The sequence below is a fragment of the Anaerolineales bacterium genome, assembly GCA_025808555.1.
Lineage (GTDB): Bacteria > Chloroflexota > Anaerolineae > Anaerolineales > UBA11579 > JAMCZK01.
On sequence record CP075526.1, the window covers coordinates 1,330,317 to 1,350,638 of the forward strand.

Annotated in this window: 17 protein-coding genes; 7 read left to right on the forward strand and 10 right to left on the reverse strand. The window is 58.3% G+C overall.

From position 1 onward, the window contains the following. Nucleotides 1-29: 29 nt before the first annotated feature. On the forward strand, nucleotides 30-914 hold the full coding sequence (rsgA, locus tag KIT08_06855) for a ribosome small subunit-dependent GTPase A (protein ID UYN88819.1): 885 nt from the start codon (nucleotides 30-32) through the stop codon (nucleotides 912-914). A gap of 30 nt (nucleotides 915-944) precedes the next feature. Here rsgA and KIT08_06860 read toward each other — a convergent pair whose 3' ends face one another. The 10 genes from KIT08_06860 to KIT08_06905 form a co-directional block, all read right to left on the reverse strand. Continuing rightward, nucleotides 945-1,187, reverse strand: coding sequence for a hypothetical protein (locus KIT08_06860; protein ID UYN88820.1), 243 nt, complete (start codon nucleotides 1,185-1,187; stop codon nucleotides 945-947). Then, nucleotides 1,168-2,235, reverse strand: coding sequence for an ABC transporter ATP-binding protein (locus KIT08_06865; GenBank protein UYN88821.1), 1,068 nt, complete (start codon nucleotides 2,233-2,235; stop codon nucleotides 1,168-1,170). The genes KIT08_06860 and KIT08_06865 overlap by 20 nt, the downstream gene beginning before the upstream one ends. Beyond that, nucleotides 2,236-3,216, reverse strand: a complete 981-nt coding sequence (locus tag KIT08_06870; GenBank protein UYN88822.1) for an ABC transporter ATP-binding protein — start codon at nucleotides 3,214-3,216, stop codon at nucleotides 2,236-2,238. A 30-nt stretch (nucleotides 3,217-3,246) separates the two neighbouring features. Beyond that, a complete protein-coding gene (locus KIT08_06875) occupies nucleotides 3,247-4,593 on the reverse strand; it encodes an ABC transporter permease (GenBank protein UYN88823.1) in 1,347 nt (448 codons plus the stop codon). Between the two features lie 27 nt (nucleotides 4,594-4,620). Continuing rightward, nucleotides 4,621-5,760 carry an ABC transporter permease gene (locus KIT08_06880; GenBank protein UYN88824.1) on the reverse strand — a complete coding sequence of 380 codons (1,140 nt, stop codon included), beginning with the start codon at nucleotides 5,758-5,760 and terminating at the stop codon, nucleotides 4,621-4,623. A gap of 185 nt (nucleotides 5,761-5,945) precedes the next feature. Then, the gene (locus KIT08_06885; GenBank protein ID UYN88825.1) at nucleotides 5,946-8,507 is read right to left on the reverse strand and encodes a hypothetical protein; all 2,562 of its coding nucleotides are present in this window, start codon (nucleotides 8,505-8,507) and stop codon (nucleotides 5,946-5,948) included. Between the two features lie 229 nt (nucleotides 8,508-8,736). Beyond that, entirely contained in the window at nucleotides 8,737-9,495 is a 759-nt protein-coding gene (locus KIT08_06890) for an HAD family hydrolase (GenBank protein UYN88826.1), read from the reverse strand. Between the two features lie 97 nt (nucleotides 9,496-9,592). Next, nucleotides 9,593-10,264, reverse strand: a complete 672-nt coding sequence (locus KIT08_06895) for a hypothetical protein (protein ID UYN88827.1) — start codon at nucleotides 10,262-10,264, stop codon at nucleotides 9,593-9,595. Between the two features lie 83 nt (nucleotides 10,265-10,347). After that, nucleotides 10,348-11,835, reverse strand: a complete 1,488-nt coding sequence (locus tag KIT08_06900; protein ID UYN88828.1) for a hypothetical protein — start codon at nucleotides 11,833-11,835, stop codon at nucleotides 10,348-10,350. A 120-nt stretch (nucleotides 11,836-11,955) separates the two neighbouring features. Next, on the reverse strand, nucleotides 11,956-13,536 hold the full coding sequence (locus tag KIT08_06905; GenBank protein ID UYN88829.1) for an aldehyde dehydrogenase family protein: 1,581 nt from the start codon (nucleotides 13,534-13,536) through the stop codon (nucleotides 11,956-11,958). A 590-nt stretch (nucleotides 13,537-14,126) separates the two neighbouring features. On the opposite strand from KIT08_06905, the gene KIT08_06910 reads away from it, so the two are divergent. The 6 genes from KIT08_06910 to KIT08_06935 are packed head-to-tail and all read left to right on the forward strand — an operon-like array spanning nucleotide 14,127 to nucleotide 20,316. Further along, on the forward strand, nucleotides 14,127-14,483 hold the full coding sequence (locus KIT08_06910) for an NADH-quinone oxidoreductase subunit A (GenBank protein UYN88830.1): 357 nt from the start codon (nucleotides 14,127-14,129) through the stop codon (nucleotides 14,481-14,483). Between the two features lie 56 nt (nucleotides 14,484-14,539). Then, nucleotides 14,540-15,724 (forward strand): NADH-quinone oxidoreductase subunit NuoH, encoded by a 1,185-nt coding sequence (nuoH, locus tag KIT08_06915; GenBank protein ID UYN88831.1) that lies wholly within the window; start codon nucleotides 14,540-14,542, stop codon nucleotides 15,722-15,724. A 33-nt stretch (nucleotides 15,725-15,757) separates the two neighbouring features. Next, nucleotides 15,758-16,273, forward strand: a complete 516-nt coding sequence (locus tag KIT08_06920; protein ID UYN88832.1) for an NADH-quinone oxidoreductase subunit J — start codon at nucleotides 15,758-15,760, stop codon at nucleotides 16,271-16,273. Nucleotides 16,274-16,284: 11 nt separating this feature from the next. Then, nucleotides 16,285-16,590, forward strand: a complete 306-nt coding sequence (gene nuoK / locus KIT08_06925; protein ID UYN90793.1) for an NADH-quinone oxidoreductase subunit NuoK — start codon at nucleotides 16,285-16,287, stop codon at nucleotides 16,588-16,590. Nucleotides 16,591-16,593: 3 nt separating this feature from the next. Beyond that, the gene (gene nuoL / locus KIT08_06930; protein UYN88833.1) at nucleotides 16,594-18,750 is read left to right on the forward strand and encodes an NADH-quinone oxidoreductase subunit L; all 2,157 of its coding nucleotides are present in this window, start codon (nucleotides 16,594-16,596) and stop codon (nucleotides 18,748-18,750) included. Between the two features lie 9 nt (nucleotides 18,751-18,759). Next, nucleotides 18,760-20,316 carry an NADH-quinone oxidoreductase subunit M gene (locus KIT08_06935; protein ID UYN88834.1) on the forward strand — a complete coding sequence of 519 codons (1,557 nt, stop codon included), beginning with the start codon at nucleotides 18,760-18,762 and terminating at the stop codon, nucleotides 20,314-20,316. Nucleotides 20,317-20,322 lie beyond the last annotated feature (6 nt).

Here is a 20,322-nt window from a genome sequence, read left to right on the forward strand (position 1 = left end):
GCGCGCTGATGCAGCTTAGCGGCTTGGTTTTGCGGTCCCAATCTGGCTTCTACGCGGTGGAAACCGCGCAGGGCGAATATCTGGCGAGGTTGCGCGGTCGCCTGAAGCAGGGCCGCCCAACTGGGGATATCGTCGCCATTGGCGACCGCGTAGAGATCCGCGTGGAAGATGGCGCCGAGCCGATGATCGAGTCGGTTGCCCCGCGTCAGCGCGCCCTTGTACGCAAAGACCCGCGCCCCAACGGCGAATATGAACAGGTGCTGATCGCCAACCCTGACCAGGCGCTGTTCATCTTTGCTTGCGCTGACCCCGCGCCCCGCTTGCGCATGCTGGATCGTTTTCTGATCATTGCTGAAGCGCAGGAAATTCCCGCACACATTGTTGCCAGCAAGGTTGATCTGGTAGGCATGCAGAAAGCCCAGGCAACCTTTGGGCACTACGCAGAGCTCGGTTATCCCGTCCATTACACCTCTGTGCAGGATGCCTTGGGAATACAAGAGCTGCGCAGCTTGCTGCTGGGCAAGACTTCTGTCCTCGCCGGCCCCTCGGGCACCGGCAAGTCCAGCTTGATGAATGCGGTGCAGCCCGGGCTTGATCTGCGCGTGGGCGGTGTACAACAAGGGTCAGGTAAGGGGAAGCACACTACAGCCGAACGCCTGATGTACAAACTGGAGGGGGGCGGCTATGTTGCTGATACACCGGGTCTGAAAGCCCTGGCCTTGTGGGACATTCAGCCGGAGGAATTGGACGGCTATTTCCCTGAGATCAAGCCGCTTATCCATAGCTGCCACTATCGCGGCTGCCGCCACCTTGAAGAACCGGATTGTGCGGTGAAAACGGCTGTAGAAGCTGGAACCATTCACCCTGCGCGCTACGAGTCCTACAGAGCTTTGCGAGAGGGCTCCAAAGAGTAAAAAATCGCCTGCATTGCAGGCGATTTTTTGTTATTCGTTGTATTCCCCGCGCTCTTCGTGGGCCCGGCGGTCCCGGTGGCGCCGCTCCAAGCCGATCATGGCAATGCCAATGATGCCAAAGAGCAAGCCGGCCAGCGAAACACCGTAGCTCAGGAACGCAAGGAAGAAGTTGATCTCCACAATGCGCAGGATGAACAGCCACGGCATGATGAATCCAAACAGGACCATCAAGAAGCCGTAGATCAGATACTGCTTAGCGCTGAGCCTCAGCAAGTTTCACCTCGAGTTCCGGGTCGTACAACCAGCACGAAGTCAGGTAATTGGCCTCAGGAGAGACTTCGGGCGGGTCTTGAAGGTTGCACAGACCCTCCATAAAGTGCGAGCAGCGCGGGTGGAAGCGGCAGCCAGAGGGCGGCTTCACCAGGCTGGGCGGCTCGCCGGGGGGCACATCTTTGTAGTGCAGCGCATTGTTGGCGTCGGGATCAGATGTAGCGGCCAGCAAGGCTTGTGTGTACGGGTGGCGGGCGTTCTTGAGCAGCGCCTCCATCGGGGCTTTCTCGATCAGCTGGCCGGCATACATCACAAAGATGCGCTCAGAGAAGTAGCGCACAGTCGAAAGGTCATGCGTGATGTAGATTACGGCCAGTTTGTGGCTTGCCTGCAGATCACGCAGCAGCTTGAGGATCTCTACGCGCACCGAAGCGTCCAGCATGGAGACAGGCTCGTCGGCCACGATCAGCTTGGGCTCCAGGATCATGGCGCGGGCAATCACAACACGCTGGGCCTGGCCGCCACTGATCTGGTGAGGGAACTTGGGTAGCACCTCGGCTTGCGGGGTGAGCTTGACCTCTTCCATCACTTTGTGGATGCGGCGCATGCGCTCTTCTTTGTCCTTGATGCCGTGAATGATCAGCGGCTCCTCAAGGATGCGCTCAATGGTCATGAAAGGAGCCAGGGAGCCGAACGGATCCTGTTGCACGTAGCCGATCAGCGAACGATACCATTCCAGATCCTGGCGGTTGAAGTTGCTAATGTCGCGGCCTTTGAAGACGATCGAGCCTTCGGTGGGGGTGTTGAGGCCCAGGATCGTCTTCATCAGGCTGGATTTGCCACAACCACTTTCACCTACGATGGCGATCGCTTCGCCCTCGTGCAGATCAAAGGTTACGCCGTCTACCGCGCGCACATAACCGGCGTTGCCGAAGCCAAAACGGCGCAACTCGAACCATACGCGCAGGTTCTTAACCGAAAGCAACGGAGCGTTGGGATCTTCGTTCTTGTTTGCCGCGGCCTGCGCCGCGGAGTTCTTCTTTGTAGCCATTTAGTTTTTGCGCTCCTTGCTACCGGGTTCGTACAACCAGCACTTCACGTAACGCCCCTCAACTTCAAACAGCGGGGGGTCCTGACTGCATTTTTCAAAACGCTTGGGGCACCGCTCCGCAAAGCGGCAACCCGCGGGAGGATTGATCAAGCTGGGGGGTTGGCCGGTGATGAACTCCGGCTCAACCGTTTCGCGTAAGCGCGGCACACTCGCCATCAGCTTCTGCGAATAGGGGTGCAGCGGCTGGGTGAAGAAGCGAGCCGAGTCGGCGTCTTCAACGATCTGGCCGGCGTACATCACCACCACGCGGTCAGCCAACTCGCTGGAGGTGGCGATATCGTGGGTGATCAGGATGAAACTGGCGTCGGTCTCTTTCTTGACCCGCTTCAGAAGGTTCATGATGTTGGCCTGGGTCAGCAGGTCCAAGGCGGAAGTCGGCTCGTCAAGCGTGATCAGCTTGGGATTAGTGACCAAGGCCATGGCAATCGCCACGCGCTGGCGCATACCGCCGCTCAGCTCAAACGCGTAGCGGTCAAGGAAGTCTACCGGCACGCCCACTTTGCGGAACATATCCGTGGCCTTCTCCAATGCCTCAGCCTGGGTCATGCCGTAGTGAACGATCAGCGGTTCTGCCACCTGCTCACCCACGCGCAGCACAGGGTTGAGCGAGTTCATGGCTGCCTGCGGCACCATGGAGATCTTGGCCCAACGAATGTCCTGGCGATAGGTCTCATCATCCATGGCCATAGTGTCTTGGCCATCCAGATACACGCGGCCGCTGTACTCTTCAATGTTGCGGGGCAGCAAGCGCAGCAGAGCCTTGGCGAAGGAGGTCTTGCCGCAGCCTGACTCGCCGATCACCACCACAGCCTGATTTGAAGGCATTTCAAACTGCACCTTGTCCACCGCCTGCACGACGCCTTTGGCGGTACGGAAGGACAGGGTAAGGTCTTCTACTTTGAGTAGTGTGTTGTTCGTCATAAGGAATGAATCGTCTTTCTTCTCGGTTTTTTAGATGTCACGCAAGCGAGGATTGAAAATGCGGTCCATCGCAAAACCTACCAGCGCGAAACCCAGGCCGGTGATGATCAGAAGGATCGCAGGCTCCAAGATCCAGTAATAGAAGCCATTGTACACAGCACCACCGGTGCCCCACGCCTCATAGATGATCTTGCCCCAGGTAGGCAGCACGGGGTCGCCCAGGTTCAGGGATGCCAGAGTGGCTTCCAGGAACACGAAAGAGGGTACGCCCAGCACCAGCCCGGGGATCAGCAATGGGGTCACGCGCGGGATCAAGTAGCTGAAGATGATGCGAGAGCTTGTGGCACCATAGGAGCGGGCCGCCTCAATATAAGGCGACTCTTTCACCTGCATAAAAATGGCGCGGTAGCTCTTAATGGCGCCGCTGAAGATACTCAGCAGAACTGTGGCGCCAAGAATGGTCGTAATACTCTTCGAGTAGAAGGTGCCAATCATGATCAAAATGCTCAGGATTGGCAGATTGAGGTTGATCTCGGTGATGCGCTGGATCAACTCGTCTACCCAGCCGCCGTACCACACGCCCAGGGCGGCAAAGATGATCGCTGCGATGGATGTGCCGAAGGAAGCAACCAGGCCAAAAGCCAGCGCGATGGGAACGCCCCACAGAATGCCGATTGTCAGGTCGCGGCGCTGGTGGTCAGTGCCGAACAGACCATATACCTTGCCGTGGATGACCACATCTGCTTTGGAGATTGACGAATCATTCTCAAAAGTCAGGTAGTCGATCACGATCTGGTATTGGCCTTTGAGTACATCAACCGCTTCCGTTTCCGGGTTGTCAAACAGGCCGATTTCAGGGCTCAACCCGCCAAGGCGGCGACTTAGCTTGGTGTCCTGGGTGGCGCGATAGCTAAAGTTATAGCCAATGCCTTGCTCCATAAGGCGAATTTCACGCCCGTCCGGAGTGACCCAGAAGATGCTCACGAACGGATTGCGCGTGGCATAGCGGGATGTGAAGCTAAAGACAACGTCCTGCGGGGCAAAATCCGCGGTGTAGTTGAAGTTGTACACCAAAACGCGGTTCTCGCCTTCCGCACGCTCATTCACCTCGGTTTGCACAGACTCGTCTGCCATTGTCAGAACGATGGTCTCGGGAAGCTTCTTAGAGCGGAAGAGATTGGTCCACGCTGGCGGTACGGTTTTGGGGTTCTGGCCCCAGATCGCTTCCCCGCCGCGCCATAGGCGGATAGCCTCATCGCGCGGGATGATGATCACCGTGAGAATTGACACGATGAACAGGATCGCGATGAGCGCTAGGCCAATAATGGCGCTGGGGTACTTGAGGAGCTGTTGAAAGCCCTTGATTATTCCTTGCATCTTCGATTCACCTTGTTTTTCTTAGTTTTAGCTGCCAATTTTCACACGCGGATCAACCAAGGCGTAAACGAAGTCGAGTACAAAGACCGTGATTGCCAGAAGATACGCATAGATGATGGTTAATGCCACGATCACCGGAGTGTCGTAAAGACCGATCGCAGTGATGAAGGTGCGGCCCAGGCCGGGCCATTGGAAGACGCCTTCAGTAAGGATCAGGCCAGTCCAAAGGCCGATGACAAGCAAGGCGAAGCTAGTGATGATGGTAGGTAGGGTGGGGCGAAGGATGTAGCGGTACTGAATGTCGCGGTCACTCAAGCCCTTTGCCTTGGCCATTTCAACATAGTCTTCGCTGGAGTAGATCAGGAAGAATGTACGCCAGTTATAGATACTGATGAAGAGGTTGCTAAGAATGATGGCCATAGTGGGCAGGATCAAGTGCTTGCCAACATTCAGTATGTAGCCCAGCTGGTCGCGTGGTGGCGGGGAGTCGATCATGCCGCCAAAGGGAAGCCACCTGAATACCGCCGCGAAGAGAAGGATTAAGAATAAGCCATAGAACCATGAAGGCGCCGATGAGGTTGGTGAGAAACCAATGATTAGCTTGTCCCAGAAATTGCCGTAAGAGCGAGACAGCATGAGCGCCAAAGCAATACTGCCAAAGAACAGTATCAGATTGGATGCACCTACCAACAAGAGTGTTGGCCCCAGGCGGTCAAGGATGATTAGCTTCACCTGGCGCGAGCCCGTATCGCTGGCCATTAACTGCGCCGTACCAAAGTCCATGCGGATGGCGTTCCACAAGAAGGTCAGGCTGCGCACAGCAAACGGCTTGTCCAGGCCGTAGCGCTTTTCGGCGCGCTCAACCTGGGCAAGAAAGAATGCATTTTTCTCTGCAGGATCCATCTGTTGGTAGTTCTGATCGGCACGCAGTTGCTGGCCGATAAACTCGCGGATCTGACCGCGCACAATCTGGTCCACGTAACCGCCCATGTTGGCGATCAGAATGGTCAGGTACACAGCAACAACTACGCTCAGAAAGATGCTGGCAAATTTGAGCAGGGTGTACTTTGCCACACGTGCAAATGTGCTGTTCTTGCGCTTGGGACTCGTGGTTTGTTCCTGAGGTACGCCTTGCGGCGCCTCAAGTTCGGGCGTAGTTACACTCATCAATTTCTCCTTGCTTCCGTGTGAAGCGGGGCGGAATGCCCAAATAATATACCAAAAAACCCAATGCCTATAATGAGAATCCTTTTCAACAAGCGGAAGGATAGTCTACTTTTAAAAGCAACAGCGGCAGGGCCTAGGCCCTGCCGCTGTTTTTGAGCTTTAGCTACTTCTACTCTGTTGGCCGATTACTCGGTCACAAAGTCGAAGGTGGCGAAGGCCGGGATGCTGACCGGGATGGCAACAACAGCAACTTCCAGCTTGTTGGAGCCAGCGCCGAGAGCAGACGTAGAAGCACTACTCAGGGTGACGACGTAATGGCCGTCAGCGCTCAGCTCAGCTTCGCCGGTCTCAACCAGTGCGCCTTCTGCGTTGTACAGCAGGTAGCTCACGCTCGAGATCTCGTCGGCCGGGTAAGGTGCGCCGTCGAAGGACACCAGAACGTCGAAGGTGGCCTCTTCACCCACGGTTACGCGGGCAGAGCCATCGATCTCAGCAGTGGCGACCTTGGGAGCCGCGAAAGCGGACCACTTGTCAGCCAGGTCGGTGAAGTTCGGGTTGTGTACCAGAACGGCGGTCTTCTCCACCAGCAGAGCCTGCTCGAGGATGTAAGGACCAACACCAGACCAGACGTGACCGTACGTGCCGTAGAAGTCCAACAGGTTGTTGTAACGAGCGGTAGCTTCTTCAGCAGTTACGAACGCGCCCATGGTGGCGGCGAAAGGAATGTGACCTTCGTCAGCACCACGCTGCAGGTAAGAGGCCAGCACTTCCAGGCTGGGGCCACCAACGAAGTTGGTCTGCTCCACCTCGGCTTGAACGGCCTTGTCCGGGGTGTAGGCGAGTTCGCCTTCAGCCTCGGCCCAGTTGGCAGCCGCAATGGCGTGCCAACCAGCATTACCGTAACCGTACTCCGGCCACAGGGTGGCGGCGTTAGCGCCAGCGATCAGCTCAGCGTCCTGAGTCCACACATCGGTGTAGTACTCAACCGTCAGCGGGTCGGTGGAAACGATGCGCCAGCCCTTGAAGCCGCCCTTGAACGCAGCCAAACCACCAGCAGCGGCCGCATCGTAGATGGGGCTGCCTTCAGTGCCGGTGGCGAAGGTCATGATCATGGGCATCACGAAGTCAGCCACAGTCATTGGGCTGCCGTCGTGCCAGGTGCGGTCGTACAGCTCAGCGGGGTAGTGAACCACGGTCTTGATCAGGGAGCTCAAGCCGTCGGGGTGAGCCTCACCAACAGTGATGAAGGTCTCGGTCTCCGGGTTCCAGTCGATCCAGGCATCCGCCGGGACCTCGTTGCCGTCAACAAAGCTCAGGTCAACCCAGTCGTAGGTGGTGCCGATGGGCAGGCCTTCCTGCGCGTACACTTCAGCGCTTTCGAGGCGCTGCGGCAGGGGGATACCGGTGTGCGGGTTCAACAGCACAGCGGAGTCACGGGTCAGCAACTGCCACTGGTTGTCGTAGGTCCAGTTGCTACCACCGATCGGGTTGGCGGGTTCGACGAAGATGTCAGGGGTACCCCATTGCAGGGTGCCACCCTCTTGGTCGTCGAAGCGCAGGGTGAAGGTGGTCAGCGGGTTGATGTCAACGCCAGCGGCCAAGTCAAAGGCCACGGAAACGTTGGGCTGCCACGGGCTGAAGGCCTGGCCGTCGATCAACCAGACGTGCAGAGCAGCGTCAGCAGCGTATTGCAACGCTTCGCTGATCATCGCCTTGCGCTCATCCAGGTTCGAGTAGTTGGCGTTGGCCAGGTCATTGGCCAGGGCGCGGTACTCAGGAGAGATCTGGTGCTCGAAGGACTGCCATAGCGTGGTGAAGCCGTAGGCGCTGTCCGGGGATTCAAAGAACTGGAAGTCAGCAGCGTCATCACGGGTGATACCACCAACGCCCCAGGCGCCGGTGTAGATGTGCCACAGACCGTCCGGAGCGTTACCGCTCACCCACAGGGCGGCCAACTCAGAAGAGGTGCCGTACTGGCGGGTCACAGTGAAGCCGATGGACTCGAGCTGGTTGGAGATGTAGTCGCCAACCGGAACACGGGTGCCGTCGGAGTCAGTGCGGATCAAGAAGATGATGTTGACCGGGGAGCCGTTGTAGCTCCACTTGCCGTCGACCATCGTGGCGCCCATGGCTTCCATCTCAGCGGAGATGGCGGCAGCGGCGCCCTCAGGGTCGTAGCTCAACTGGGCCTCAAGGCCGCGAATCACGTCAACGTGGCGAGCGTAGTCGGGGAACGCGGACACAAACGAGAAGAACTTCGGAGTGCCCAGGCCGCCGTACACTTCCTGGTTGATGTAGTCACGGTCGATGAGGTTGTTCATCGCCTTGCGGATCGTGGCGTTGGTGAAGGGGTTTAGAGTGCCGTTCAGGAACTCCACGCCACCCACCTCGGCCGTGGCCGGGTTGAAGGTCAGCTCGTAGTAGATACCGTACTGGAACGAGCGCTCCAGGCCAGCTGCGTCAGCAGCCTGCACATCCTGCGGGCGGGAGAGGTTCGAGGTATAGATGTCGATGTCGCCGGCTGCAATCTGGGTGATTGCAGAGTCGGCGCCCACGATCTTCATACCGATCTCATCCAGCCAGCCACCCACGCGGGTGGTAGCAGGAGGGGCTTCAGTTGCCGGGGCTTCAGTGGCTTCGACCGGTGCTTGAGTGGCCGTAGCGCTGGAGCTCGGCTGGCACGCGCCCAGCACCAAGCTAGCGACTAGCAGGATGCTGAACAGCGCCAAAATGCGATTGCGTTGCATGTGTTCTCCTCCGTAAAAAATTTGACTAAGTTGGTTAGGCAGGTAATTCAGTGCTTCTGGTGAGTACCACCTCCTTTGATTTAGATTAGGCTTACGCCTTTAGCTGACAAACACAAAAAAAGCACAGCCAGCTATTGCCGCAAAACGAATTGCGAGCCCTGGTAGTACAGATTTTCATTATAGGGCTTTAATTGTGGAATTGTGCCACAGATTCGGCAGAATCTAATAATTAGTTGGCCGGGTCGATTTCCTTAATGAGAGAAGGCAGCTGGGCCAAAGAGGCGATTTGGGCGTCTGGTTTGATGGTTTGGGCGTGGTCACGGTTGGCTGGGGTATCCGCCCGCCGGGTCAGCCAAATGCTGTAGAGCCCGGCATTGCCGGCCCCCAGAACATCCGCTCCCAGCGTATCGCCCACCATGGCAGCCTGGCTGGCTTGAAGGCCAAGACGCTCCAGGGCCAGGTTGAATATGCGCGGATTGGGCTTGCGCACCCCACAGGCGGCTGAGCTGAGCACCAGGTCAAAGTATGGGCGTAGCCCGGTGTTATCCACCAGGGTTTGGACATCCTCGTCGTCTCCGGCGTTTGAAATAATCGCCAGCTTGTATCCAGCCCCTTTGAGAGTTGTAAGGGTGGGCAGCGTGTCATCTTCCAGAAGCCAATGGGCCTGTGACGCTGCATACAAGGCGCGCAGGGCAGGCAAGAGCTGTTGCTGACTCACATCGGGATACCCCAGGTCAGCTAGCAGGGTTTTCAAAACGTAGGCAGTTGTATGCTCCACAAACTCTGCTTCTCGTTGGGCATAGTAGTCATTCAGACGAGAACGAAACTGAAGCAGGAACTTGGGCGTGTCAAGCACAAAACCTTCGCCTTGCAAGTGGGCCAGTAATTGCGCATCAGCCTTTTGCTGCACCTGGGGCCAGGCACCGTCAAAGTACAGCAAGGTATTGCCAAGGTCAAAGAAAATGGCTTCAAGGCGTTGGGTGCTCATGGATGGTCCCATTGTTCTACAACGAATAACCCCCCGTCAGTTGTTTCGTGTCACATTCTAAAAAAAGCGCCCGCTTTGTGAGCGGGCGCTTTTATGGTTAGTCTTCTTCTGCTACAGGCAGAACTTCAATGTCTACCCAGAACCAGGAGCGGGCGTTGTTGCCAATACCAAAGATGACGCCATCGCCGCGCAACATCCAATAGCCCTTGTAAAAGCCAGAGCGATCGGGGGCGCGCATGCTCACTTCCACCATGGCGTAATCGCCAGGCGGGATCTCACGGTCGGTGAATTCCACAACGGTTTCAGCGCCCATCAGGTCACCCTGAGTCCAGATGACGGCGAAGTCGCGCTTCCATGTGCAGGAGCCGGTGTTCTTGAGACGCCATACCTTAGTGAACGGGATGTTGGCGTAGATCTGAACACCATCCGGGTGAGACTCCCACTCCAGGTTGGCGCGCAAGCAAGGAATGCCAGAGGTGCTGGGTTGCTGTTGCTGAGCCTGGGTGGGGAATGGTGTGGGGGTAACGCCGCCCTCTGGAGTAGCCGTGGGGGTGGGCGGTTCAGGCGTGAAGGTGGGCGTCGGCGGAATCGGGGTGAAAGTGGCTGTAGGCGGGGCAGCCGCGGCGGTTTCGGTGAGCGCCTGGAAAGCGATCTGGGCTGCCTCAGTTAGCACCGCATCTGTATTGGAAGCAGAGCCGCCGCCACAAGCGCTAAGCAAAACTGCGCCAGCCAGCAGCACAAGGATCAAAGTCTTTTGGGTATTTCTCACAACAGCACCTCAAATTTTTGGCGTAAGAGCAAAAATTATATCCCCCGCTATAGCGGTTAAGGATTCTCTCATTCGTTTACCATTTAAGGCCGTGGGGGCTGAAAGTTGGGTGCCGCCATACTCCACTCAGGTTGTTGGGCTGAGCCACCCGCAGCGACGTATAGCTGGTAATCGCTGCTGAGACAATTGCGAGCATTCACGGCGCGCTCCAGGTTCATGACAATTACGTATGTGCGCTCGTGCCCGCTACTATCCAGGCTGACTTCACCATTCCACATCGGGTAGACGAAACTTTCACCTTCGGCAATGCCAACAACCGCCCCCAGCATTCCCTCGGTGTTCAGGGTGACAGTGATGGCTTGCTGGAAAGGCAGTTCAACGTAGTCCGCGCCGAGTTGGTGCACGCCATCGGTGGGCGTGAACCAGTCATCCAGCACAGCAGAACCCTCCATAGCAACGGTGGGATAACGCAAGCCTTCTTCAAAGTTGCGCGTGAGCAGTGCTACGCTGTAATCAAGGAATACATCTTCGAAAGTTGTGTCGTATTCGGCCAGCAAGGCGTCCCAGGCATCATAGCCATCGAGATCGATAATGTGCTCCCAGAGGCGCAGCACAATATCGTGCCCGTACTGCTCGGAGAGATGGCGCATAAAGATCCACATCCCGTACCAGCGGTCAAGATCGTCATCGTGCTGTTCGCCGCCCTCGGCGAGCTGGCACGAGTCGGGTGACTTCATGACCGAGTCGAGGCTGAATATCGGATCATTGACGCTGTCGAACAGCTCTTCCTCGATCCATGTGGAGGTGGCCTCCCAGACCCAGTCGTGCGGCTCCTCGCCGTCATAGCCGAACTGGATCGCGTGGTGGAACTCGTGGGCAGCTGTGCTGCGCATGTAATTCAAGGCATCTTCGGGATAGCTTCCGTCTTCTTCGTAGTCGTAGTCTTCCAGATAGTCATTGTCCAAAACGATGTGAGTATGCGTTGAGGTTTGTTCGATGAGCGGGCTGTTGGGGTTGTCGCCAATGACGGGGTTGTCATAGTCCGAGTCGGTATAACCCGCGTAATCTTCGTCCATGATGTTCATCAGGTAGACGTCATAGCGGTCATCGCCGCCCAGGCCGAAGTCTGGTGGGGGAGCGGCCCAGCCGAAGTGATCTATGGAGGCGAACCAGGAATACTCCATGGCGCGAGCGACTTCGATAACGTAATCCGGATGGCCGCTGCCGGTGCTCTCGGCGGAGGGAACACCATCTTCGCCGTCCCAGGTGTAGTGGATGCGGAAGTTCTCCGTATCGAGGACATACATTGTGCCGCTAAGTCTGGGGCGGTCATGGTCGCTGGGGCTGAGGGTGGGCGGGTCAATGATCAGGTCGGGCAGCAATTGCAGGCCGTCGAGGCGTTCACTGGTGATGATGGGCCGGGTTTGGGTGGCTTGCGGGGTTGGACGCAGGTTGAGCTCGAGGTCGCGCTCAGCTTCCGGAGCGCCTAGGAGCGTGCGGCAGGCGATGCTGGTGAGCAGGAGGGCGCTGAAGGCCAGCGAGAGGGCGCGAGGAGAGCGGGAGCGATGCATTGTGATTTCTCGGCTTTCTGGATGGATGGGATTCAGTGTACTGGCGCAGCAGATGCTGCGCCAGTACACAAGGTGGGAAACTGAGGGTGCATTGCATCGCTAGCGATGCAATGCAAAAGACTATTCGATGACGGTGTTGGTCTGCTCGTGCATGTAGAGCGGCAGGTAGTAGTGGCCGCCGGCGCCCTTTCCGGAGGAGCCGGAGCCCTTCCAGCCGCCGAAGGGCTGGAAGCCAGGCCAGGCGCCGGTGCTGGCGCCCTGCGGGCGGTTGGCGTAGGTGACGCCGGCCTCGATGTTCTCGAAGAACCACTTGGACTCATCAGCGCTGCCGTAGAAGCCCGCGGTGAGACCAAAGTCGACATCGTTGGCGAGGGCCATGCCTTCGTCGAGGCTCTTGATCTTGTGCACCATGGTGATGGGCAGGAACATCTCCTGCTTCCAGAGCTTGTGATTGGTGGGAACGTCGGTGACGATGGTTGGCTCGCAGAAGTAACCCCTGCCGAAGTCGCCATCGGTCAGCACGCGGCCGCCGGTGGCAATCGCGCCGTTCTGGGACAGATCTTCCGTCCAACCCTTGTAGTTGTTGTAGGCGCCCTCGTTGATGACGGGACCCATGAAGGTGTCTTTGAGCGTGGGGTCGCCCACCTTGAGGGTCTTGGTCACAGCCAGCAACTTCTCGAGCAGCTGGTCGTAGACGGGTTCTTCTATATAGATGCGCGAGCCAGCGGAGCACTTTTGCCCCTGCAAGCCGAAGGCTGAGCGATAGAGACCCTGCGTGGCGCGCTCCAGGTCAGCATGGCGCGAAACGATGACGGGGTTCTTGCCGCCCATCTCGAGCAGGATGGGGCGGGGGTAGCGGCCATTGGCAAAGGTGCGGTAGATGTGCATGCCGACGTTGTAGGAGCCGGTGAAGGTGAGGCCGGCAGTGCGCGGATCATCCACCAGGGCCTGGCCAGCGATGGCGCCGTCGCCCGTGACGTAGTTGACCACGCCATCGGGGAAGCCGGCGTCACGGAAGACCTCGGCCAGCAGGCGTGAGGCCCAGGGCGTGTCTTCGGCGGGTTTCATGACGACGGTGTTGCCGGCGACCAGCGCGGTGCCAGCCGGGCCGGCGGTGAGGGCGAAAGGAAAGTTGAAGGGGCTGATGACGACCCAGACGCCGTAGGGGCGCAGGCGGTTGGTGTTGGTGGCTTTGTAGCCTTTGAGCGGGTCGACGCCCATGGGGCGGATGAAGCCGTTGTTGGCCTCCATCTGGTCACAGGCGTAGTAGAAGAAATCTGCGGCTTCAGAGACGTCACCCAGGGCTTCCATGCGGTTCTTGCCGACTTCGATGGAGACGACTGCGGCGATGTCAAAAATGCGCTCGGTGATCAGGTCGGCCGCTTTGCGGACGAGGGTAACGCGCTCCTGCCAAGGGCGGCGGCCCCAGTCTTTGGACGCGGCGTAGGCGGCTTCCATTGCGGGGGCGACTTCGGCGGCGGTGGCTTCCTGAAAGGTGCCCAGCAGCCAGTCAGTGTTGATGGGAGAGCGGTCTTCGAACTTGGCGGCGGCGCGCACATCCTTGCCGTTGATGAACATGGGGTGCTCCTGGCCTAAATTGCCTTTTACCTTGGCAATGGCGGCCTCGAAGCGGGTGTGCAGATCCTCCGGGGGATCGTACATGGTGGCATAGGTGAGTCGGAATTTACCCGGGTCTGACATTATGTTTGCTCCTTGGACACAGCTGTTGGGGAACCTTGGACAGGATGTGAAGTATAGCCCAGCTACTTGTACCCCTCCTGAAAGTTATTAGTTTTTGGAGGGGTGGGGGTCTCCACTAACAACTACTAACAACTAACAACTTTCTGTTCCGAGTTACTAGGTTTGAGCACAGAGTCAATCTAGTGCTTGAATGACCTAAAGGATTCCTCGGCTTTGAGGACTTGTGTATTTGTGGTTCATTAGGGTGCCGCCTCGGAATGACGGGGCTTCCTGGCTTGGGGATTGCTTCGTCCGGCTGCGCCGTCCTCGCAAAGACGGATGGGCACGTTGGGAAATTGTGCGCAGGCAAGCCTGCGCCTCGCAATGACGGATAGGCGTATTTTCGCATGCTGTGCTCCCCTGCCTGTATAGGAGTGATAGTACAGGTAGGTGCAAAAAAGGAGTGGGTTTTGGGCCTGAATGTCAATGAACTGGGTTTGATTGCGGAAAGATGCACAAACGGTGCACTTGTGTTACAATGCGGTTTATCTGTAAATCTGCCGCAAGGTGAATCTTTTTTGCGGTAATCAGGACAAAGAGACCCAATACGCATGGAACAAAACTGGCTTTTTATTGGCGTGTTCGTTGCAATTGCGGGAGTTTTCCCTCTTTTGCCGATCATTATTGCGCAGATCCTGGCCCCGCGCAAACCCAACCACATCAAGCTTGAGACCTACGAATGCGGTATGGAGACGGTGGGCGACACCTGGGTGCAGTTCAAGGTGCAGTACTACATTTACGGCCTGGTTTTCCTGATCTTTGATATTGAAACTGCCTTCCTGTACCCGTGGGCTGTGGCTTACGGCGTGCTGCCGATGTTTGCGGTTGTTGAAGGCGTGATCTTCATCCTGATCCTTGCGGGCGGCCTTTTCTACGCCTGGCGCAAGGGTGCCCTGGAATGGTCTTAAAGGCTGCTACAGCTACGCTGTTCAGCCTTTTTATTTGAGCACACAGAGGAAATGTAATGTCTTTTTGGACAGACCCGATCTTAGTAGCAAACGAGTGGCTGACAGGGCTGCTGACCGACCTGTTGCCCGAGGCCTGGGCGACCCTGATCGGCACCATTATTGGTGTGGTGGTGGTCTCATCCTTTGGCCTGATCCTGGTGATCTTCCTGATCTGGCTGGAGCGCAAGGTGGCGGCCCGCTTTCAAGACCGCATTGGCCCCAACCGGGCCGGCCCTTACGGCTTGCTGCAGACGATCGCTGACATCGTAAAGCTGCTTACTAAGGAAGACAGCATCCCTGAGAAGGCGGACAAGCTGACCTTCAACCTGGCGCCGATCGTTTCGATGATCGCAGTGTTGCTGATCTGGGCGGTTATTCCGTTTGCGCCTGGCTGGATCGGCACCGATCTGAACGTGGGCGTGCTGTACATCGCCGCGGTGGGGTCTTTCGGTATTCTCTCGATCCTGATGGCAGGCTGGGCGTCCAATAACAAATACGCGCTGCTAGGCGCTTTCCGCGCCGTGGCGCAGCTGATCTCCTACGAAGTGCCGATGCTGCTGACCCTGCTGGTGCCGGTGTTGCTGGCGCGCAGCATGGGCATGATGCACATGGTGGAGGTGCAGAGCACCTGGTTCATTGTGCTGGCCCCGGTGGCGGGCGTCATCTTCCTGGTCTCCTCGATCGCTGAGGTTGGCCGCACTCCGTTCGATCTTATTGAAGCTGAATCCGAAATTGTGGCCGGTTACCACACTGAGTACACCGGCATGAAGTTTGGCCTGTTCTTTGCGGCTGAGTTCCTGCATGCGTTCACGGTGGGTGTGCTGTTCGCCATTCTGTATCTGGGCGGCTGGCGTGGCCCGGGCGCTGAGCAGTATCCGATCCTGGGCGTTATCTACCTGATGGCAAAGGCCAGCATTGGTTATTTCATTGTGATGTGGGTTCGCAGCACGCTGCCGCGCATCCGCATTGACCATATGCTGGACCTGAACTGGAAGGTGCTGACGCCGATCTCGCTGGCCTTGCTGATCGCAACGGCGGTGCTGGACAAGCTGTTCGCCGAGACGGCGCTACGCGTGCCGACCCTGCTGGCCGGCAACCTGGTGGTGCTGGCGTTGAGCTGGTTGCTGTTGCGAGGTATGTCTCGCAAGGCGCGCCGCGAACGCCAAGTCTTCAAGAAACGCCCGGAGGCCCGTGCGGTTTAGCCGTAGCGCGCCTTTTGTGATGGAGCCAAACGCATGACTGCAATGCAAGGTGTCTTTCTTTTCGCTGCCGGCCTGATCCTCTGGGCCGCTTTTATGATGGTGACGCGCCAGAACCTGGTGCACGCCGCCTTCTACTTGATCATGGCGCTGTTCGGCGTGGCGGTGATCTTTGTGCTGCTGGACGCCGGCTTCCTGGCGGTGGTGCAGGTGCTGGTGTATATCGGTGCGATCTCGATCATCATGATCTTTGCGGTGATGCTTACCCGCGGCGATGTTATTGAAGAAGCCCCAGTAAACAAGAACTATGGCTGGGCATTGCTGCTGGCGGCCCTGTTCGCCTTTGGCCTGATCATTCTGATCGGCCAGTGGCCGGCGGTGGCCAGCCTGGCGGGCGAGATCGACACCAGCCGCGATCTGGCGGCTGAGCTGGGCGTGGCCCTGGTATCGCCTGAGGGTTTTGTGATCCCGTTCGAAGTGGCTTCGGTACTGCTGTTGGCGGCCCTGGTGGGCTCGCTACTGGTGGCCCGCCCGCAGAAGAAAGGTAAGTAAGCGACGCTATGATCCCGCTTTCCTGGTACCTGGTGCTGGCCGCCCTGCTGTTCTGCATTGGCCTGTATGGTGTGCTGGCGCGCAAGAACGCCGTGGCTATTTTGATGGGTGTTGAGCTGATGCTTAACGCGGTAAACATCAACCTGGTGGCCTTTTGGCGCTATTTCACGCCTGACCTGATTGCTGCGCATGCTTTTGTAGTGATCGTGTTTGCCATTGCTGCCGCTGAAGTGGCGGTTGGCCTGGCCCTGATCATTTCCATCTACCGCCGCCGCAAGACCGTGGCCGCGGACGAAATCAACTTGATGAAGTGGTAAGCAATGCCGACTGAAACTTTGATCTGGCTTATTCCGCTCCCGCCGCTGCTGGCGTTCTTCCTTATTCTGCTGTTCACGCGTAAGAACAACGCCCTGAGCCATACGGTGGGCGTTGTGGCGGCGGCCACCTCGTGGCTGCTCGGTATGCTGGTGTTCTTCGCCGCAGTTGGCATTGACCACTTCGGCGAGCACCCGTTCCATTCTGCCATCGCGTGGCTGCCCACGGGCGAGACCGTCTTCAACATTGGCGTGATGATCGACCCGCTGAGCGCGGCCGTGCTGTTCTTTGTGGCCTGGACCGTGCTGATGATCTTCATCTACAGCATTGGCTATCACAACTTTGGCGCTCCCAAGGGTGACCATGACAAGCCGGGCCTGCCGCCGCACGGCGCGGAGGATCATGGCCACCATGTGCCCTCGGTGGAGCCGATGTACTCGCGCTTCTTTGCCTTCATTGCCCTGTTCGCCTTCGGCATGTATACGCTGGTGGTATCTGACAACCTGCTAACCCTGTTCGTGGGTTGGGAGATCATGGGCTTGTGTTCGTACCTGCTGATCGGCTTCTGGTACGCCAAGCCTTCGGCACGCGATGCGGCCAAGAAGGCGTTCCTGACCACCCGTATCGGTGATGTGTTCATGCTGCTTGGCATTGTGGCCCTGTACTCGGCCACCGGCACGCTGAACTTCCACGAAATTTTGCGCAACGAGAATATTCTGCACATGCTGGCCAGCTCGCCCAGCGGCGTGTTGGGGCTTTCGGCGGCTGGCCTGATCGGCCTGCTGCTGTTCATTGGCACGGTGGGCAAGTCTGCCCAGTGGCCGCTGCACGTGTGGCTGCCGGATGCGATGGAGGGCCCGACCCCGGTCTCGGCCATGATCCATGCGGCCACGATGGTGTCGGCCGGTGTGTACATGGTGCTACGCATGTTCCCGCTGCTCTCGGCGGGCTGGCACCACGGCGACCCGCTGACCACCACCATGACGGTGATGGCGTTCTTTGGTGCCTTCACGGCCATTTTTGCGGCCACGATCGCCCTGGCACAAAAGGACATCAAACGCGTGCTGGCTTACTCCACCATTTCGCAGCTGGGCTTCATGATCGCGGCCCTGGGCATTGGTGCGTATGTGGCGGCGGCGTTCCACCTGGTAACCCACGCATTCTTCAAGGCGTTGCTGTTTTTGGGATCGGGCTCGGTCATTCATGGTATGGAGCACGGCGTGCTGCACACCGGCGAGCATGTAGACCCGCAGGACATGTTCAATATGGGCGGCTTGAAGAAGAAGATGCCGATCACGTTCTGGACCTTCCTGATCGGCGGCTTTGCGCTGTCTGGCTTCCCGCTCATTACTTCGGGCTTCTGGTCCAAGGATGAAATTCTGGCGGATGCATTTGCCAATCATCACTATGCGCTGCTGATCACCCTGTCCCTGGCGGCGCTGCTGACCGCGTTCTACACGATGCGGCAGATCACCCTGACCTTCTTCGGCGAGCCGCGCACCAAGGCGGCTGACCACGCCAGCGAGAATAAGCTGGTGATGACCGGCCCGCTGATGGTGCTGTCTGTGTTCGCCATCATTGCCGGTTGGGTGGGCATCCCTGAGCATTTCCCAGTCATCGGCGGTTTGCTGCCGAACTGGTTCCACGATTTTGTGGGCAGTACGCTGCTGGAGCACCCGCACGCGCCAGACTTCAGCTGGATCCCGCTGGGCATCTCGCTGGGTGTAGCGCTGGGCGGTCTGGGGCTGGGCTGGCTGGTGTATCGCAAGGCCGGCAGCGAAGACCCGCTGCGCAAGCCGCTGGGGCCGGTGTATACGCTGCTGGAGAACAAGTACTACTTTGACGAGCTGTATACCAAGATCTTCATTCGCCCGGCGGGTGTGATCGCCGAGAAGTTCTCGTACTGGTTCCTGGACCGCAAGGTGATCGATGGTGTGCTGCACTGGATCGCGCAGAACTCGGTCAATCTTGGCCTGGTATTCCGTGACCGCTTCGAGACGCCGGTCATCTCTGGCGTTGCCGATTGGGCGGCCAACAGCACGGCGGCAATTGGCCGCGTGCTGCGCAAGGTGCAAACCGGCCTGGTGCAACAATACCTGCTGCTGGTGGCCCTGGTTGCCTTTGGCGGCCTCTTCTACTATCTATTCACTGTGCTGCGCTAACGGAACCTCATGGACTTTGTGAATTCGCATCTTCTCTCGTTGATCTTATTCAGCCCGCTGGCGGCGGCGCTGATCGTGCTGCTGCTGCCCGGCCAGAACAAGAACCTTGCCCGCCGGGTGGCTTTTGTGCTGAGCTTGGTTCCGCTGGGGCTGACGCTGCTGGCCTGGTTCGGCTTTGAGGCGGCCCCGGTGGTGGACGGCTTCCGCTTCCAAGAGCAGACGGTTTGGTACAGTGCGATCAACTCCAACTATCACCTGGGCATTGATGGTCTTTCGCTCAGCATGGTGTTGCTGACCGCGATCCTGACCCCGATCGCCATCCTGGCTTCGTTCGGCGTTGAGGAAAAGGTCAAGACGTATATGGCTCTGTTCCTGGCGCTGGAGACCGGCATGCTGGGCGTGTTCCTCTCGCTGGACCTGTTGCTGTTCTTTGTATTCTGGGAGATCGGCCTGGTGCCGATGTTCTTCCTGATCGACCAGTGGGGCAGTGCCAAGGGTGAGCGCGAACTGTGGAACGGCATGAAGGTGCCGGCCCGTCGCTACGCCTCGTTCAAGTTCATGATCTACACCATGGCCGGTTCACTGGGATTGCTGCTAGCGATCCAGATGATTGGCGTGGTTTCTGGCACGTTTGACCTGATCGCTATCTTCCAGAGTTGGCCGGCGCTGCAAGGCACGCTGTTCGGCCTGCCGGTCGCGACCGTGAAGAGCATTGCCTTCTGGGCGTTTGCGATCGCGTTCGCCATCAAGGTGCCGGTGTGGCCGTTCCACACCTGGCTGCCGGATGCGCACACCGAAGCGCCCACAGCCGGCTCCATGATCCTGGCCGGCGTGCTGCTGAAGCTGGGTGCGTATGGTTTCCTGCGCCTGGTGCTGCCGCTGTACCCTGAGCAGGCCCAGCAGTATGCGGGCGTGCTGGCGCTGCTGGCCACGGCGGCGATCGTGTTTGGCGCCCTCTCGGCCTGGGCGCAAACGGACTTCAAGCGCCTGGTGGCCTATTCCTCTGTGAACCATATGGGCTTCGTGGTTCTGGGCATCGCCGCGGCGGCGTATGCGGCCGGCACCGAGAGCGCAACGATCGCCATGAATGGCGCCGTGCTGCAGATGTTCAACCACGGCATTTCGGCGGCGGCGATGTTCTTTTTGGTGGGCGTGATCTACGAGCGCACGCACACGCGTGACCTTGAGCAGTTTGGCGGCCTGTTCCCGCTGGTGCCGCTGTACGGCGCACTGTTGATCCTCAGCTCGATGGCTTCGCTGGGCCTGCCCGGTTTGAACGGCTTCGTGTCCGAGTTCCTGGTGGTGCGCGGCGCCTGGCCGATCTTCACGGCCTACACGGCCATTAGCATGATCGGCCTATTCTTCACCGGTGCGTATATCCTCAAGGGGATCGCCAAGACGCTGCACGGCCCGCTGAACGAGCACTGGAAGGGTCATATCAGTGAGATCAACGGCCGCGAGCTGTTGGTGATGGCGCCGCTGGTGGTGCTGATGCTGTGGCTCGGCTTCTGGCCGGCCTGGCTGCTCAACGTAATCAATCAAGCCGTTGTGGCATTGTTCGGCTAAAGGTGA

What these genes read in the sequence shown, in the direction of transcription:
- KIT08_06865 (UYN88821.1), bottom strand. Translation starts at nt 2,235, where the DNA reads ATGGCTACAAAGAAGAACTCCGCGGCGCAGGCCGCGGCAAACAAGAAC.
- KIT08_06870 (UYN88822.1), bottom strand. Translation starts at nt 3,216, where the DNA reads ATGACGAACAACACACTACTCAAAGTAGAAGACCTTACCCTGTCCTTC.
- KIT08_06875 (UYN88823.1), bottom strand. Translation starts at nt 4,593, where the DNA reads ATGCAAGGAATAATCAAGGGCTTTCAACAGCTCCTCAAGTACCCCAGC.
- KIT08_06880 (UYN88824.1), bottom strand. Translation starts at nt 5,760, where the DNA reads ATGAGTGTAACTACGCCCGAACTTGAGGCGCCGCAAGGCGTACCTCAG.
- KIT08_06885 (UYN88825.1), bottom strand. Translation starts at nt 8,507, where the DNA reads ATGCAACGCAATCGCATTTTGGCGCTGTTCAGCATCCTGCTAGTCGCT.
- KIT08_06890 (UYN88826.1), bottom strand. Translation starts at nt 9,495, where the DNA reads ATGAGCACCCAACGCCTTGAAGCCATTTTCTTTGACCTTGGCAATACC.
- KIT08_06900 (UYN88828.1), bottom strand. Translation starts at nt 11,835, where the DNA reads ATGCATCGCTCCCGCTCTCCTCGCGCCCTCTCGCTGGCCTTCAGCGCC.
- KIT08_06905 (UYN88829.1), bottom strand. Translation starts at nt 13,536, where the DNA reads ATGTCAGACCCGGGTAAATTCCGACTCACCTATGCCACCATGTACGAT.
- KIT08_06910 (UYN88830.1), top strand. Translation starts at nt 14,127, where the DNA reads ATGGAACAAAACTGGCTTTTTATTGGCGTGTTCGTTGCAATTGCGGGA.
- nuoH (UYN88831.1), top strand. Translation starts at nt 14,540, where the DNA reads ATGTCTTTTTGGACAGACCCGATCTTAGTAGCAAACGAGTGGCTGACA.
- KIT08_06920 (UYN88832.1), top strand. Translation starts at nt 15,758, where the DNA reads ATGACTGCAATGCAAGGTGTCTTTCTTTTCGCTGCCGGCCTGATCCTC.
- nuoL (UYN88833.1), top strand. Translation starts at nt 16,594, where the DNA reads ATGCCGACTGAAACTTTGATCTGGCTTATTCCGCTCCCGCCGCTGCTG.
- KIT08_06935 (UYN88834.1), top strand. Translation starts at nt 18,760, where the DNA reads ATGGACTTTGTGAATTCGCATCTTCTCTCGTTGATCTTATTCAGCCCG.